This window comes from Cedecea neteri (assembly GCF_000758305.1).
Classification (GTDB): domain Bacteria; phylum Pseudomonadota; class Gammaproteobacteria; order Enterobacterales; family Enterobacteriaceae; genus Cedecea; species Cedecea neteri_C.
The window spans coordinates 944746-959481 of record NZ_CP009458.1; the positions used below are offsets into that span (position 1 = coordinate 944746).

Here is a 14736-nt window from a genome sequence, read left to right on the forward strand (position 1 = left end):
ATGAAGCGTTTAATTATCGATTGCGATCCGGGTAACGGCGTTGCCGGGGCTAACGTAGACGACGGTCTGGCCCTTGCCCTGGCGCTGGCGGCCCCAGAGATTTCTCTGGAGCTGATTACCACCGTGTCAGGCAATACGCCAAGCGAAGTGGGCTACGCCGTCGCGTCAGATTTGGTTGCTCGCCTGGGTATGTCCGTTGAGGTCGCCCGTGGCGCTTCGCGCGCGCTGATCGAGCCTTCAGCACCGTGGCGGGAACATCTGGATCATAAAGTCGATAAAGTGGGCCTGCGCCACCTGTGGAAGGACGTTAATGCCCCGCAAATGCTGGCCGAAGTAGCCCCGCTGGCGGTGCATGAGATGGGCGAACTTATCTGTAAAAATCCCGGTGAAATCACGCTGATAGCTATCGGCCCGTTGACCAACGTGGCGCTGGCTTTGCAGCTTTACCCGCAGATGGCGAGCGCGGTAAAAGAGATTGTGATCATGGGCGGCGTGTTTAACGTTGACGGCTACCTGAAGGACACCAACTTCGGCGTTGACCCGGAGGCCGCACACGCTGTGCTAACCAGCGGCGCAAACATCGTTCTGGTGCCGATGGACGTCACCACCCAAACTATGATGACGCACCAGGATTTAGACACGCTGGCCACCTGCGATAACCGCCTGAGCCATTTTCTCGTGGACACCATTCGCCCGTGGATGGATTTTTCCATGCAAACTCGCCTATTGCCTGGCTGCTGGATCCACGACGTACTGACCGTCGCCTGGCTGCTTGAGCCGGAACTGGTTAGCTGGACGGAAGATTATGTGGATGTGTCGCTGAGCGGGCTGAGTCGCGGCAGAACCTTGCGCTATGGTCCGGAACATTTACGGCTGGCGGTGAACGTTGACGCCCCGCAGGGCAAGCCGGTGAAGCTGCTGCAAACCGTGGATAACCAGAAACTGCTGGCGCTTATCGACCGGCATATCCGCCAGTTTGCATAAAAGAAAAGGGCGCTTAAGCGCCCTCTTTTACAGTACCTTGCTGAGGAAGGCCTGAGTTCGCGGGTTCTGCGGCGCGCTAAAGATCTGCGCCGGCACGCCCTGTTCCTGAATCACGCCCTGGTCAATGAAAATCACCCGGTCCGCCACTTCGCGGGCAAAGCCCATTTCGTGGGTCACGATAATCATCGTCATCCCTTCCTGCGCCAGCTGTTTCATCACCGCCAGCACTTCACCGACAAGTTCAGGATCCAGCGCCGAAGTTGGCTCGTCGAACAGAATAATCGACGGCTCCATAGCCAGCGCACGGGCAATAGCCACGCGCTGCTGCTGGCCGCCGGAAAGGCTCGAAGGCCAGGCGTCGATTTTGTCCAGCAGCCCTACCTTTTGCAGCAGCTTTTCGGCGCGGTTCACCGCTTCCGCTTTGGACAGCCCTTTCAGCGACATGGGCGCCATAATCAAGTTTTCCAGCACCGTCATGTGCGGGAACAGGTTAAAACGCTGGAACACCATGCCCACGCCTTCGCGCAGCGTGTTGAGGTTGGTTTTTGGGTCGTGTACCGCAAAACCGTTAACCACGACTTCGCCGCCGTCCGGTTTTTCCAGCGCGTTCAGACAGCGCAGAAACGTACTTTTGCCGGAGCCGGAAGGGCCAATCACGCAAACCACTTCCTGAGGCGCGATATCGCAGGAGATGCCGCGCAGTACGTGAGTTTTGCCAAACTGTTTCTGTAAATCCTTAACGTGAATCACTTTTGCCAAACCTCTTTTCCATATGTTGCACCAGCAGCGAAAGCAGGAACGTCAGCACCCAGTACACCACGGAGATGGTCAGGTACGGTTCCCAATAGGTCGCGTAAGCGCCGGAAACGGTACGCGCCGCGTAGGCCAGGTCGGCGAGACCGATGGCGGAGGCCAGCGATGAGTCTTTCACAATGGCAATCGCGTTGTTGCCCAGCGGCGGTAGAATGCGGCGGAACGCCTGCGGCAGGATAACCTTACGCATCGTTTTGCCCCAGCCCATGCCCAGCGCGCGTGACGCTTCCATCTGCCCTTTGTCGATGGACTGAATACCGGCACGGAAAATCTCGGACACATAGGCCCCGGCGTTCAGGGTGATCGCCACCACGCAGGAGAGAAACGCGCCATATTCGGAGCGAAGGTCGCGGGCGAAGTCCACGGACATCATCCCGCTGGTGATCATGATCCCGTCGCGTGGGTTAATAAACAGCGGCACCAGCGCAAAGTGAACCACCATGATCTGCACGAACAAAGGCGTGCCGCGAAACGCGCTGACGTAAACGCGCACCGGCCACTGCACGGCATAACGCAGCACGTGCTTCCACGGGCCGTCATCAGCGTGAGCCATACGGCCTAGCCCCAGCAGCAGCCCCCAAGTTGTGCCTAAAATCACGCAGATAATGGTGCACTTGATGGTCATCAGCGCGCCCTGCATAAACAACGGCGCGTATTCTGAGATTATCTCCCAGCGAAATCCGGTCATACCTGTCCTTTTTGGGGCCGGAACGGCCCCGATTGATAATTACTCTGCCGGGAGGGTTGGAACGTTGTTGTCGAACCAGGTGGCGTAAATTTTAGCGTAGGTGCCGTCGGCGATGATTTTCTTCAGGCCAGCGTCGATTTTGCCTTTCAGCTCGGTGTTGCCTTTAGCAACCGCGATGCCGAAGTACTGGCGCTCAAACTTGCTGTCCGGCACCAGCTTCAGCGGTTTTTCCGGGTGGGATTTGATGTAGTACTTCACCACGCCCACGTCGCCCACGGCGGCGTCGATACCGTCTTCTGTCAGTTCCTGCAGCATCAGCGGCGTGTTGTCAAAGCGCTTGATGTCGGTGCTGTTTTTACCCAGAACGTCGGACACCACAATGTCGCCGGTGCTGGAGTTAACCACGCCCACTTTTTTGCCCTTCAGCGAAGTTACGGAGTCCACTTTAGAATCGGTCGGTACCACGATAGATTGCTCGGCCGGGAAGTACGGCGTGGAGAAATCGACCATCGCTTTACGTTTGTCGGTGATGGTAATACCGGAAATGATGATGTCGCGATCGCCGGAGTTCAGCGTGGCGAAGATACCTTCCCACGGCGTGTTAACCAGCTTGATATCAAACCCTTCGGCTTTAGCGATGGCTTTGATGATGTCAATATCGAAACCTTCCAGCTGTTTCTGGCTGTTTTCGTATTCAAACGGGCGGTAGGTGCCACCGGAACCCACAACGTAGGTTTGCGCCAGCGCCTGAGCAGAACTGAACAATGCCGCGAGCAAACACCCGCCAGCCACTACTGATTTCATCGCTTTAGTAAACATAGAAGCCCCTGGATATATGATGTTTTTATGCAATTAATATGCATAAAAATACATAATTACCCGAAATGCAGCAACAGATAATTCACGCTGAGTGATAATTACTGGCACTGAGGCTTGAGAATGGCGTCCAGCACTGGCGCCATATCGGGCCGCCAGGCGCCCTCTTCCCCATCGTAGAATTTCTCATCGCCGTTGACTGCATACGGAATCTGCGCTTTTTGCAATTCACAGGCGACAAACGTCGCCATCGCAACCTGCTGATCGACCGGCAGTTTGCTGCCAGGAGACCAGTTGCCGACCCAGGAAAGGTGGCCGGTTTTCTGCTGCCAGTGCACGGCAGTTTCAATGCGGGCATGGATCGCCGCTTTTTCCGCATCCGTCCCCGTCGTCCACTGATTTTTTCCGTTCCAGGTTTTGCCGTTCCAGTTTTTTGGGCCGCCCGGCATCAGGTGCCAGTCTGCCATGACCAGTCCGTGGCGGGATTCAGGAATTTTAAGCGTGGCCAGCGCTTCCGGGGAGGCGTGGTTGCGTGGCGCAACAAAGATATGCCGCTGAGGGCTGATTTTATGAATCGCCTTCACGGTTTTGTCGTAAATCTGGTTGAGCAACTGAGGGTTGGCGCTGAGTTTCTCCTCCGGCTGCCCGATGATATCGAATACCAGCGAATCGTCATTTTTGGCAAAAAAGCGCGCCACGGTCGTCCACCACTCAACAATATCTTCCGCATTTTCAGCGGTCGGTTTCGCTTTCAGCTCCGCGGCCCGGTAGCTGATCACCGGCACGATATGGTACTGCTCGCAGGCATCCACAATGCGCCGTAAATGCACCAGTTTCTGATGGGTTATTGGCCCCGCAACGCGAATACGGACATGGCCAAAGCCTCGCTGCTGAAAGTCACGCACCGTCAGAGGATCAAATTCGCGGATGCCTCGCTCTGTTACCGCCCAGTCAACATTCATCCCCACTCCAAGCTGGCTGGTCCAGGTGGGCGGCAAAACATCCTGCTGCGCAGCAAACGAACTGGCACAGAAAGAGAGGGCAACCAGAATAAGAGTTGGCTTTAACATCGGCGGCACGTTACTTAGCGAAGGAAAACTAATATTTAGCATGCTTTTACCGTTTGCGGGGAGTGAGGATTGCAATAAAAAATGAATGGTGATGCAGAGTGTGAAGGATTGCCAAAGCGAACTACTCGTCGCTGAGCACAATGCCGAGCCTGTCTGCCATCTTCACAATCTCTTCCACCACTTCTGGCGTTGAAAATATCCCACAAGTTTCGTGCTGAAATGCTAAATCCTCAGGACGAGTTCTGTCGCCATAAAAAAGAAAAGCACTGCTGTCATCATGCTGTCGGGATTTCCAGACCATGCCGTCAATGGCGGGATTTTGATCGTGAATCGCGCTCGCCCAGCGCTGCGTTTGCGGGTAAACCGGGCGGTCGCTTAACAGAAAAAGCTGCTTTGATAACCCCATCCGGTAAAGGTCTGCCGTTTTAAGCGTCACCAGCGTCAGCTCTCGCCTGAGCACCAGCTGGCTCATTCCCCAGTGCCGCCACGGCCTGATAGATAAAAACCCCCGCCGCTCGCCGCCAATCAGGTCGTGAAAAAGCGTTTCGGCCAGCGCCCCTGCCATGCTGTCTGCCGCATACAGGCTCGGCACAATCCGCCCCTGCCTATCTTTAAAGGGGCTGAACCTTGCGCCGTAATCGTTGCCGGTCAGTTCACGCCCAGGATTAAAGCTGTTTCCTGGCCAGGTCAGAGCATGACAGCGATAAAGGATTTTTCCCGCCGGTAAAGTTTCTTTAAAAATCGGTATCGCGTCTCCCGGCTCTGGAAGTTCAGGGGCAAGCAACACAGGCTCGCCAAAAAGGGCTCTCGTTGTGGCCTCATCCTTCGGCGCCATCCTGCAGCCTCCTGACCTCGTATTCGGCGGCCTGAATAACGTTCGCCGGATAAGTAGCAACCATTTCGGCAGGTGTTTTTCCCGCCAGCAGGCCGTTAGAAGTCGCAAACCATTCTGCCAGCCCCCAGGCCGTTTTGTGCTGAGCGAAGGCATCCAGAATGACTTTCATCACAGGTAGAGGACGGTAGTTTTCATCAAGGCCATAGCGCGGATAGACATTCCCAACGCCGCGTTTGATGACCGAGAAAATTTTTCCAGCCGCCTTCCAGCGCGTTGGCTGAGCCGAGACATTCTTCGTCGAGTAACCGCCCAACATGGCGATTTCATGGGTAGTCAGCCAACCTTCGTCCGTTAGCCTGTCCCGCGCCTGTGCCAGGCGGGCCTGGTTAATCACCTCGCGCTGCTGAGCCGGGGGAAGAAAACTGCTTTGTGCCGCGTAACGCTTTGATGAATCTGCAGTGTAGTTTGCTGTCGGTTCATGGGCGACAAGCGCGCCCTCACCGATAAGCTTCTCGCCATAGAGTTCCACCAGCTTTTCATAACCGTCATTAAGCTCCAGCGCCTGCTGCTGCGTTTGTAGCTCTTCGGTTGCCTCTAGCAGATGAGTGAGTTGGGTATGCAGCTCTTCCAGCCCGGAAACGCCACCACGAAGCGCAAGCTGCAGGGTCAGCCCGGCTTCGCGCTTGCTGTTTTGCTCGCGAACGCCTCTTGCAAGCGTGAGTTTCACGCTCTCGCTGTCAAACAGCACCCGGTCTTTTTTCTTCTCAATACGTCCGGTTTGCCTTGATACCATCGCGCCCTCCAAATAACCCAACTAACCAATCTAACCTTAATAACCCTAACCACTTTATCGCCGGGTACAAAAAATGTCCAGACTGGGGAAGGCAATCTGGGAAGCATCGCCATAAAAAAAGCGCGACGTCTCCGCCGCGCTTCGTAATAGCCTAAGAAAACTTATTTCAATTCAGGCCAGTAGTCTTTGTTCGCTTCAATCAAATCATCAAGAATCGCTTTGGCAACGGAGGCGCTCGGCACGGTTTTCGACAGGGTAATCGCCTGCCACAGTTTCTGATAAGAGCGGTGTTCCCAGGCATCCACCACCAGTTTTTCGACGGCGACCTGCTGGCTCATCAACCCTTTCTGGAACTGCGGGATGTTCCCCACCACCAGCGGCTCCGGCCCGTCTTTGCCCACCAGACAAGGGATTTCCACCATCGCTTCCGGGTCGAAGTTATTGATAGCCCCGTTGTTCGGCACAATCAGCAGCATCCGCTCCTGGGTGTTAAAGGCAATTGCCGTCGCCAGGTCAACGATGTACGAAGCATGCTCGTCAATTTCCAGCTCGCCCGCGGAGGATTTCCCGGCGCTAATAATGGCGTTACAGGAACCAAACACGTGTTTCTCGCGGTGATCCATCACTTCGTTTGCCCTGGTGCGCTCCGGGTTTGAGTGCTGCACCACATAGTCAGGATAGAGGTAGTATTTCAGATAGGTGTTCGGCAGCGTGTCCTGATCAAGCGCCCAGACGTCTTTGGCTTTGGCAAACGTGTCGTTCCAGCTTGCTTCGGTCCCATGCTCGTCTTTTGGCGGCACATAGCCATGTTTAGCCACATGTTCGCGAATTTTAGGCATCAAATCGTTGCCGTCTTTATCTTCTACGTGGGTCCACCAGCCAAAGTGGTTCAGGCCGTAGTAACGCACCTTCATCTCTTTGCGATCCTTCAGGCCCACAATCTGCGCCATGCGGCTTTCGATGCCGATAGGCATATCGCAGATATTCAGGATTTTTGAGTTCGGACGCAGGCGACGGGTCGCTTCCGCCACGATCGCCGCCGGATTGGAGTAATTCAGCATCCAGGCGTTCGGCGAATATTTTTCCATGTAATCCACCAGCTCCAGCACGCCGCCGATGGAGCGCATACCGTAGGCTATCCCGCCCGGGCCGCAGGTTTCCTGGCCGAGTACGCCGTGGCGCAGTGGGATTTTCTCGTCTTTTTCGCGCATTGGATATTTGCCCACGCGGATGTGCGCCATCACAAAATCCACGTCGCTGAACGCTTCCTGCGGGTCGGTGGTATAGCTGAAGTCGATATCCGGCGCCTGCTCTTTCAGGATGATTTTGCAGGCTTCGGCGATAGTTTCCTGGCGTGCGCCGTCGTTATCGTAGAACTTCAGCGCCCGCAGCGGGAAGCGGTTCTGGTTAGCCAACAGCATCAGCACGATGCCTGGGGTAAAAGTACTGCCGCCACCTGCTACAACTACCGAGAATTTTTTCATGATACTGCCTCCGTCATGGATGGGTGTTCGTCTGAAGCTTGCTCTTTGATAAGGTTTTCAATCTGGTCGCGAATTTGCGGGACATGCAGCCCGACAATCACCTGAATACCGTTGCCGCTGCGTACCACGCCGTGGGCGCCAAGGGCTTTGAACACGTCGTCGGCTTCGGTCAAAGCCATATCGCCGAGGGTGATACGCAGACGAGTCGCGCAGTTGTTCAGACTGGCAATATTCGCCGCGCCGCCGAGCGCCTGCAGGAAGCCATGCGCCTGCCCGTGCTTCGCATCCTGGCTGACTGCCGCACTGGTTTGCTGCCGTGCCGCCTGGTAATCAGCCTTGCTGTAGAGTTTGATCTCGCTGTCTTCCCGGCCCGGCGTTTTCAGGTTGAAACGCAGAATCAGAGCGCGGAAAACCACGAAGTAGACGCCGGTAAAGGCGATACCGATGCCTATCTGGGTAAAGACCATCGAGGCATGGTTATGGAACATTGGGATCCAGTTTTGCGGCAGGAACTGGTCAAGCAGGCCGCCGCCCATGTTGCCTACCACGCCCGCCATGTACATCACCGTTGCCATCGAGGCGGCCAGGAAGGCGTGAACGGCGAACAGCAGCGGAGAGATAAACAGGAAGGTGAATTCCAGCGGCTCGGTAATGCCGACCAGCATGGCGGTTAACGTCGCGGGGATCAGCAGCCCGGCAACCTTCACGCGGTTCTGCGGCGAGGCGGTGTAGTAGAGCGCCAGCGCGATGCCCACCGAGCCAAACACTTTCGAGTTACCATGCAGGGCGAAGCCGCCTTCCGGGAACAAGGATTTCAGCGATGCGGTGCTCTGGCTGAATTCCTGCAGGTGCTGCGCCCAGTACACCTGAATGCCGCCTTCAACCGCCGCCGGGCCGAAGATGAACGGGCCATAGACGAAGTGGTGCAGCCCGGTAGGGATCAGAATGCGCTCAAGGAAGGTGTATACCCAGACGCCGAGCGCCCCGGCACTGCGTAAAAACGCCTGTAGCGATTCGATGCCGAGCTGCACTTTTGGCCAGCCGAGCAGCGTCAGCCAGGCGCAGGGGATCATCACCAGGAAGGCCACAATCACCACGAAAGAGCTGCCCTGGAAAATACCGAGGAACACCGGCAGCGGCTTATCGAAGTAGCGGTTGTGGATGGCGGTGACGATGCCGGAGATAACAATCGCGCCGATGATGCTGGTGTCGAGCGTTTTAATCCCGGCCATCATCGTCAGGCCGCTGCCCGCCGTGGGTTCAAGGCTAAAATCGACGCCAAAGTAGTGTCCCCACGTCATCCCCATCGCATTGATGAAGTAGTTCCAGGTCAGGAAACTGACCAGTACCGCCAGGCAGGCACGTCCCTGGGCCTGTTTTGCCAGACCAATAGGCAGACCCACGGCGAAAATCAGCGGCATATTGCGGAATACCGTCCAGCCGCCTTCTTCGATGATATGAACAATTTGAGCAAACAAGGTGTCGGGTGCGGTGAGCGCTTCGCCAACAAACAGCGGGTTGCGCAGCATGATGGCAAGCCCGACCACGATCCCGGCAAAGGGGAACAGCAAAACCGGGGTAAACATTGCACCACCAAAGCGTTGTATTTGACTGAGCATTTTTAAATCCTCATGTAACAACTTCGTAGAGTAAGAGGCGGCCTTATTTTTTTAGTTGGCCTGAAGCTGAGGATATGAGCGCGGGCGGTGGCACGCCGCGTCAGGCGCAGCGATTCGTGATCGTATTCATGGTTTTTATTTGGTCAAAGTTGTCTACTTTTAAAGTTAAAACTAGACAATTAACCGACATATAACGGCGGGATAACGCCTGGAGATGTCCAGATATGATCTACAAATCCATTGCTGACCGACTAAGACTGCGGCTTAATTCTGCCGACTACACCATCGGCAGCCCATTGCCTGGGGAAAAGAAGCTTGCCGAGGAATTTGGCGTGTCGCGCATGACGATTCGCAAAGCAGTAGATTTGCTTGTGGGCTGGGGACTGGTCACGCGCCGCCAGGGCAGCGGCACCTGGGTCACCAAAAAAGATGTTCACCACGAAACCACAAACCTCACGGGTTTTGTGGAAGTGATGCGCAGCCAGGGCAAAGAGGTGCTGAGTGAGGTGCTGGAGTTTAACGTGATGCCCGCGCCCCCGGCGATAGCCAGCCTGCTGCGCATTAAGATCGACGAAAAAATTTATTACTCCCGCCGCGTGCGCGCCGTCGGCGGCAAGCCGCTGATGGTGGAAGACAGTTACATGCCGGTCAAAATCTTCCGCAACCTGTCGCTGGCCCACCTTGAAGGATCAAAATTCAGCTATATCGAAGACGAATGCCAGATAGTCATCAGCGGCAATTATGAAACGCTGACGCCGGTGCTTGCCGACACCAAAACGGCAAAACTGTTGAACATCGCCGAGGCGACACCGATTTTGCGCATCACTTCGCTCTCCTACAGCGACAAAGGCGAATTTCTTAACTATTCGGTGATGTTCAGAAATGCCAGCGAATATCAGGTGGATTACCACCTCCGCCGGGATCATTCGAGAGTGCCGCCCGAACAGTCGGGCGGCGGTGAGCTATAGCCCCCAGAAAAGTAGCGCCAGCAGCTGAGGCGTAATAATGCGCAGGAACATCACCAGCGGGTAAACCGTGGCGTAAGAAAGCGCGGCGGCTCCGCTGGTCGCATGCAACCCGTTGGCAAAGGCCAGCGCAGGCGGGTCGGTCATCGAGCCCGCCAGCATGCCGCACAGCGTCAGGTAGTTCATCTTCACCAGCAGGCGAGCAAGCAGGCCGACGGTAATCAGCGGCACCGCGGTGATCAGAATGCCGTAGCCAATCCAGCTTACGCCGTCACCCACCAGCAGCGTGTCGATAAAATCCCCGCCGGACTTGAGCCCAACCACCGCCAGAAACAGGACGATACCCAGCTCGCGCAGCGCCAGGTTCGCGCTCGGCGGCATAAACCAGTAAAGCTTACCGATGCTGCCGATACGCCCGAGGATCAGCGCCATAATCAGCGGCCCGCCAGCCAGCCCAAGACGCAACGCGGCCGGAAAGCCGGGGATAAACAGCGGAATGGAGCCCAGCAGTACGCCGAGCCCGATACCGATAAACACCGGCAGCATTTGCACCTGCTGTAGCTTGTGCTGCGCGTTACCGACCTCTGCGGCCACCGCGTCTATTGATTGAGGCCGTCCGACCAGATTGAGGATGTCGCCAAACTGCAGGCTGGCGTTACTGCTGGCCACCAGCTCAACTCCGGCGCGGTTAAGGCGGGATATCACCACGTCGTATTTCTGCTTCAGATGCAGATCGCGGATCTTCTTGCCCAGAACTTTTTCGTTGGTCACCACCACGCGCTCAACCCGCAGATCCGTGCCTCGCGTAGAAAGCGAAGTATCCACTTCGTTGCCGATCACCAGCAGCGCTTTGTGCAGATCTTTTTCGGCCCCGACCAGGTGCAGCAGGTCGCCAGTCTGAACGATCGTCCCCGGAGAAGGCACCATTAGCAGTTCGCCGCGCTTGAGCCGGGAGCAGATAATCTCGTCACTGTTGAGAATTGGTACATCCTGAATCGCCAGGCCGTTCAGGTTGGGGTTGGCGACGCAGATATTAATGGTGTGCAGCTGGGCGTGATTTTGGCCGCTGCTGGCCTCAAACTGCTGCGCTTCTTTGTCTACGCTGACGCGAAAGGCCATGCGTAACAGCCACATGGTCAGCAGGATGCCGCAAATCCCAAACGGATAGGCCATCGCGTAGCTCATCCCCATTTGGTCAACCAATTGTGCAGGCGTGCCGAGATCGGTCAGGATCTGCTGCCCGGCACCCAACGCTGGTGTATTGGTGACCGCACCGGAGAAGATCCCCAGCACCACCGGCAACGGCACATCAAACAGCGTGTAGACCACAGCGGTGACCAGCGCGCCAAGCACGACGATGAGAATAGCGAACAGATTTAGCCGCAGGCCGGAAACGCGCAGGGATGAGAAGAAGCCGGGCCCGACCTGGATGCCTATCGTGTAAACAAACAGGATAAGACCAAACTCCTGGATAAAGTGCAGCATGTCGCCGTTCAGGCCAATCCCGGCCTGATTCACAAAGTGGCCGACAATAATGCCGCCAAACAGCACGCCTCCGATCCCGAAGCCCACTCCGCGGATCTTGATATTACCGATCCACAATCCCACGACGGCAACCAGCGCCAGCATGCTGACGGTTAACGCTATTCCACTCATATATAATCCCTGTGAATAACATTATTGTTACTAAGGATTCTGGCAGAGCTACGGAGAGGATAATGGGGCGCGGAGCACAAAAAAGGCCCCATTTTCAGGGGCCTTAATACTTAACAGCTGAAACTTAATTAACTATTCAGCGCGGGACGCTCGCTAATGGCGATCCGCTGCGGAGCTACTTCTTCCGGGATATCGCGCACCAGGTCAATATGCAGCAAGCCGTTAGTGAACGTTGCCCCTGAGACCTTCATATGCTCGGCCAGGGTAAAGCTCAGGCTGAACGGCTGAGTCACCAGCCCCTGATGCAGCCAGTTGATCTCTTTTTCCGGTTTAACCGGCGTGCCCTTCACGCTCAGGCGGGTGCCTTCCAGCTCAATATCGAGATCTTCCTGGCGGAAACCGGCCAGCGCCAGCGTGATGCGGTAATGGTTATCGTCGCTTTTTTCGATGTTGTACGGCGGGAAGCCCTGGCTTTCACCGCTGGACTGCAGCGCATTAGCCAGTTTATCGAAGCCGATCCATTGACGCAGAAGTGGGGATAAATCGTAGTTACGCATAGTGTTTTCTCCTTCTTTGAAGCAAGAAATAACCTGCCCGCATGCGAACGGGCATTGGCTCCCTGACGGCAAGCCAGCTTGATGACGGGCCGCGCATGGCGCGACCCTATGAATTAGTTGATTTCGATGCGGCGAGGCTTCATCGATTCTGGAATTTCACGTTCCAGGCTGATGTACAGCAGGCCGTTGACCAGGTTCGCGCCACGAACATGGATATTTTCTGCAAGCTGGAATTTGCGCTCGAAGTTGCGTTCGGCAATGCCCTGGTAGAGGTAAGTCCGCTCTTGCTGCTCACCCGCGCGCGCCCCTTTGACGATAAGCAAGTTATCCTGGGCGGTGATCTCAAGTTCGCTTTCTGCGAAACCGGCGACGGCGATAGCAATGCGATAGTGGTTTTCGTCCACTAATTCAACGTTGTACGGAGGGTAGCCGCCGTTACTTTGGCTCTGGTTGCTTTCCAGCAGATTAAACAGACGGTCAAAACCGATGGCGGAACGGTACAGCGGAGAAAGATCGAAGTTACGCATAATAAAAAGCTCCTGAAATCAGCGAGTAAGATGTAAAAGCCTTCCCTTTGGACAGGCCATGAACCTGAGTACCCAATCGGCGTACTCTCTCTGGTTACCCTACTAAAATGTGGCTCGCTTAAAATTTTTCAAGGCGCTTTACTGCAAATTTTTTGCGTCCTGAGGTTTCCTTACATAGACTGGCAAACAGCATAAAAGGTTAAAAATATGCGATAGCCGCCGCAGAGCGGAACGATGGGCATTTTTAAATCACAGGCGGGTGTTATAACTCCGCTGGGGCTGGTACTCCGCCAACCATTGAAGATGACAGCAAAATGATAATGAGAAACTGGTTTCCAACTCTGGTGATTAGCAGCGGGCTGTTATTACTGACCGGCTGCTCAAGTATGATGTCACATAGCGGCGGCAAAGAAGGCGTGTACCCTGGTACCCGAGCCAGTGCGGCAACGCTTGGCGACGACGACACCAGTTGGGCAATCAAGCCGCTGGTTGCACTGGATCTGCCGTTTACCGCCGTGCTCGATACGGTGCTTTTACCGTGGGATATGTTCCGTAAGGACAACTCGGTGAGATCGCGCGTGGAAGCCAGCGAGAAACAAAATCTGGCCACTAATTCCGTTATTCCACCGGCAGAACTGCCCCACTGAATGATTTAAAGACCGGTTTCCGCGCACCATAGCTGGCGGAAACCCTCGATCTCCTGCATCCACGCAACCCGCTTGCCGTCCGGGGAAAAGACGATAGCGTCGCCGGAAGGCGCTTCCCCTTCAGCTGCACCTAATGCCGTAATCGCTCCGCTTTGCGCGTCACACAGCACCACGCGCCCCTGCTGCACAAACCCAAGAACTTTGCCTGAAGGATGCCAGTTAAAGGCCGACTGAATGCCATGTGGGCCCTGGGTCACCTGCCGTGGTTTGCCACCGTTCGGGGACAGCATCCAAAGCTGCACCACGCCGCTGTCGTCTCGCATCAGGAAGGCAAGCTGGCTGCCGTCCGGGCTGCTGCGGATCCAGTGTCGGGGCTGGTTCACCAGGCCCGGATAACGGCGCTCGTGGGTAAAGGTCAGTCTGCGCTGCATCACGCCTTTTGGCGGCGCTGGCAGCGTAGTGGCGGTGCCACACAGCGGTTCACTTCCAGCTTGCTTGTACGCCTGCGGCTCATCGGGAAGATCTACGATAAACAGCTCAGGCACCTTCTCGCCGTTTGCCGACCGGGTATCGCCGATAAACGCCAACGCCCAGCGCTGGACGCTCCCGTCTGGCTTCCGGTAGCCGTGTTCCCCGACCCAGCCTTCTTCGTAGGCGCGGTTAATTTCATCGCTGCCGGGCTGCGGATCTGCCGTTGTGAGACTGACCAGCACACAATAGTGGCTGCCGTCATATTCGCGAGGATGCTGTTTTGGCGGCGCTACAGGGCCAAAAGGTAACGCGACGCCGACGTTACGCAGATCTAAGCGCTCATCAAGCTCGTGCATAACGTGGTCGTTGTAGGTAAAGCTCAGGCGGCTACCGTCCGGGCTCCAGACGTGAACGTGGCTACCGCCACGCAGTGCGCCAGGAGTATAAGGTGAGGTGATGTCCATCGCATCAAGATTGCTGGCCTCCCCCTGCGCCACAACCACGCCACGACGGTGGTGGAAGTCATAGTGCCAGTCGGCGTCCGGGTTTTCCGGGCCGTGGATGAAAACGTAGCGCTCCGGCAGCTGCGGATTCACGGTCACCACGCCAACATGGGCGCCTTCTGGGGCGCGATACACCACCTCGACGTCACCGTTCTGGGTATTAACTCGCTCGATGGTTGTGCCAGTAAAAGAGGCACCCGATGGCCGCACGTCGAAGGCGAGCCACTGGCTGTCCGGCGTCCAGGTATTGATATTGGTAAGCTGATGATGACGCGGTGCGAAGGTGAGTTGTTTAATCACGGTTTTGC

The 14736-nt window shown here is 56.0% G+C and carries 15 protein-coding genes; 3 read left to right on the top strand and 12 right to left on the bottom strand.

Going from position 1 to position 14736, the window contains the following annotated elements; translation table 11 throughout:
- Positions 1-984 (top strand): nucleoside hydrolase, encoded by a 984-nt coding sequence (locus tag LH23_RS04480; RefSeq protein WP_039288872.1) that lies wholly within the window; start codon positions 1-3, stop codon positions 982-984.
- Positions 985-1011: 27 nt separating this feature from the next.
- Here LH23_RS04480 and LH23_RS04485 read toward each other — a convergent pair whose 3' ends face one another.
- From LH23_RS04485 to LH23_RS04520, 8 genes are all read right to left on the bottom strand, one after another.
- Positions 1012-1734: an amino acid ABC transporter ATP-binding protein gene (locus tag LH23_RS04485; RefSeq protein ID WP_008460680.1), complete on the bottom strand. Its 723-nt coding sequence runs from the start codon at positions 1732-1734 to the stop codon at positions 1012-1014.
- Entirely contained in the window at positions 1721-2485 is a 765-nt protein-coding gene (locus LH23_RS04490; RefSeq protein WP_008460679.1) for an amino acid ABC transporter permease, read from the bottom strand. The genes LH23_RS04485 and LH23_RS04490 overlap by 14 nt, the downstream gene beginning before the upstream one ends.
- A gap of 39 nt (positions 2486-2524) precedes the next feature.
- Positions 2525-3289: a basic amino acid ABC transporter substrate-binding protein gene (locus tag LH23_RS04495; RefSeq protein ID WP_085938922.1), complete on the bottom strand. Its 765-nt coding sequence runs from the start codon at positions 3287-3289 to the stop codon at positions 2525-2527.
- Positions 3290-3402: 113 nt separating this feature from the next.
- Positions 3403-4371, bottom strand: coding sequence for a cellulase family glycosylhydrolase (locus LH23_RS04500; RefSeq protein ID WP_039296379.1), 969 nt, complete (start codon positions 4369-4371; stop codon positions 3403-3405).
- A 121-nt stretch (positions 4372-4492) separates the two neighbouring features.
- The gene (locus tag LH23_RS04505; protein ID WP_039288875.1) at positions 4493-5206 is read right to left on the bottom strand and encodes an RES family NAD+ phosphorylase; all 714 of its coding nucleotides are present in this window, start codon (positions 5204-5206) and stop codon (positions 4493-4495) included.
- Positions 5190-5999, bottom strand: coding sequence for a hypothetical protein (locus LH23_RS04510; protein ID WP_039288877.1), 810 nt, complete (start codon positions 5997-5999; stop codon positions 5190-5192). The genes LH23_RS04505 and LH23_RS04510 overlap by 17 nt, the downstream gene beginning before the upstream one ends.
- A gap of 161 nt (positions 6000-6160) precedes the next feature.
- Entirely contained in the window at positions 6161-7483 is a 1323-nt protein-coding gene (locus tag LH23_RS04515; RefSeq protein ID WP_039288879.1) for a 6-phospho-alpha-glucosidase, read from the bottom strand.
- A complete protein-coding gene (locus tag LH23_RS04520; protein ID WP_039288881.1) occupies positions 7480-9102 on the bottom strand; it encodes an alpha-glucoside-specific PTS transporter subunit IIBC in 1623 nt (540 codons plus the stop codon). Before LH23_RS04520 ends, LH23_RS04515 begins: the two co-directional genes overlap by 4 nt.
- Before the next feature lie 224 nt (positions 9103-9326).
- Between LH23_RS04520 and LH23_RS04525 the strand changes: the two genes are divergently transcribed.
- Entirely contained in the window at positions 9327-10070 is a 744-nt protein-coding gene (locus LH23_RS04525; protein WP_039288883.1) for a GntR family transcriptional regulator, read from the top strand.
- Here the strand turns inward: LH23_RS04525 and LH23_RS04530 are convergent.
- The 3 genes from LH23_RS04530 to ibpA all read right to left on the bottom strand — a co-directional run bounded on the left by LH23_RS04530 (position 10065) and on the right by ibpA (position 12807).
- On the bottom strand, positions 10065-11723 hold the full coding sequence (locus LH23_RS04530; RefSeq protein WP_039288885.1) for a putative transporter: 1659 nt from the start codon (positions 11721-11723) through the stop codon (positions 10065-10067). The genes LH23_RS04525 and LH23_RS04530 overlap by 6 nt on opposite strands.
- A 128-nt stretch (positions 11724-11851) precedes the next feature.
- Positions 11852-12280, bottom strand: coding sequence for a small heat shock chaperone IbpB (gene ibpB / locus LH23_RS04535; protein ID WP_039288887.1), 429 nt, complete (start codon positions 12278-12280; stop codon positions 11852-11854).
- 113 nt (positions 12281-12393) lie between these two features.
- On the bottom strand, positions 12394-12807 hold the full coding sequence (gene ibpA / locus LH23_RS04540) for a small heat shock chaperone IbpA (RefSeq protein ID WP_039288889.1): 414 nt from the start codon (positions 12805-12807) through the stop codon (positions 12394-12396).
- A 314-nt stretch (positions 12808-13121) separates the two neighbouring features.
- Between ibpA and LH23_RS04545 the strand changes: the two genes are divergently transcribed.
- Positions 13122-13454: a YceK/YidQ family lipoprotein gene (locus LH23_RS04545; RefSeq protein WP_139827338.1), complete on the top strand. Its 333-nt coding sequence runs from the start codon at positions 13122-13124 to the stop codon at positions 13452-13454.
- Between the two features lie 5 nt (positions 13455-13459).
- On the opposite strand, the gene LH23_RS04550 is transcribed toward LH23_RS04545, so the two are convergent.
- Positions 13460-14725 (bottom strand): DUF3748 domain-containing protein, encoded by a 1266-nt coding sequence (locus LH23_RS04550; RefSeq protein WP_039296382.1) that lies wholly within the window; start codon positions 14723-14725, stop codon positions 13460-13462.
- Positions 14726-14736 lie beyond the last annotated feature (11 nt).

Coding starts and splice junctions, on each gene's coding strand:
- LH23_RS04480 (WP_039288872.1), top strand. CDS start 1: ATGAAGCGTTTAATTATCGATTGCGATCCGGGTAACGGCGTTGCCGGG.
- LH23_RS04490 (WP_008460679.1), bottom strand. CDS start 2,485: ATGACCGGATTTCGCTGGGAGATAATCTCAGAATACGCGCCGTTGTTT.
- LH23_RS04495 (WP_085938922.1), bottom strand. CDS start 3,289: ATGAAATCAGTAGTGGCTGGCGGGTGTTTGCTCGCGGCATTGTTCAGT.
- LH23_RS04500 (WP_039296379.1), bottom strand. CDS start 4,371: ATGTTAAAGCCAACTCTTATTCTGGTTGCCCTCTCTTTCTGTGCCAGT.
- LH23_RS04505 (WP_039288875.1), bottom strand. CDS start 5,206: ATGGCGCCGAAGGATGAGGCCACAACGAGAGCCCTTTTTGGCGAGCCT.
- LH23_RS04510 (WP_039288877.1), bottom strand. CDS start 5,999: ATGGTATCAAGGCAAACCGGACGTATTGAGAAGAAAAAAGACCGGGTG.
- LH23_RS04515 (WP_039288879.1), bottom strand. CDS start 7,483: ATGAAAAAATTCTCGGTAGTTGTAGCAGGTGGCGGCAGTACTTTTACC.
- LH23_RS04520 (WP_039288881.1), bottom strand. CDS start 9,102: ATGCTCAGTCAAATACAACGCTTTGGTGGTGCAATGTTTACCCCGGTT.
- LH23_RS04525 (WP_039288883.1), top strand. CDS start 9,327: ATGATCTACAAATCCATTGCTGACCGACTAAGACTGCGGCTTAATTCT.
- LH23_RS04530 (WP_039288885.1), bottom strand. CDS start 11,723: ATGAGTGGAATAGCGTTAACCGTCAGCATGCTGGCGCTGGTTGCCGTC.
- ibpB (WP_039288887.1), bottom strand. CDS start 12,280: ATGCGTAACTACGATTTATCCCCACTTCTGCGTCAATGGATCGGCTTC.
- ibpA (WP_039288889.1), bottom strand. CDS start 12,807: ATGCGTAACTTCGATCTTTCTCCGCTGTACCGTTCCGCCATCGGTTTT.
- LH23_RS04545 (WP_139827338.1), top strand. CDS start 13,122: ATGATAATGAGAAACTGGTTTCCAACTCTGGTGATTAGCAGCGGGCTG.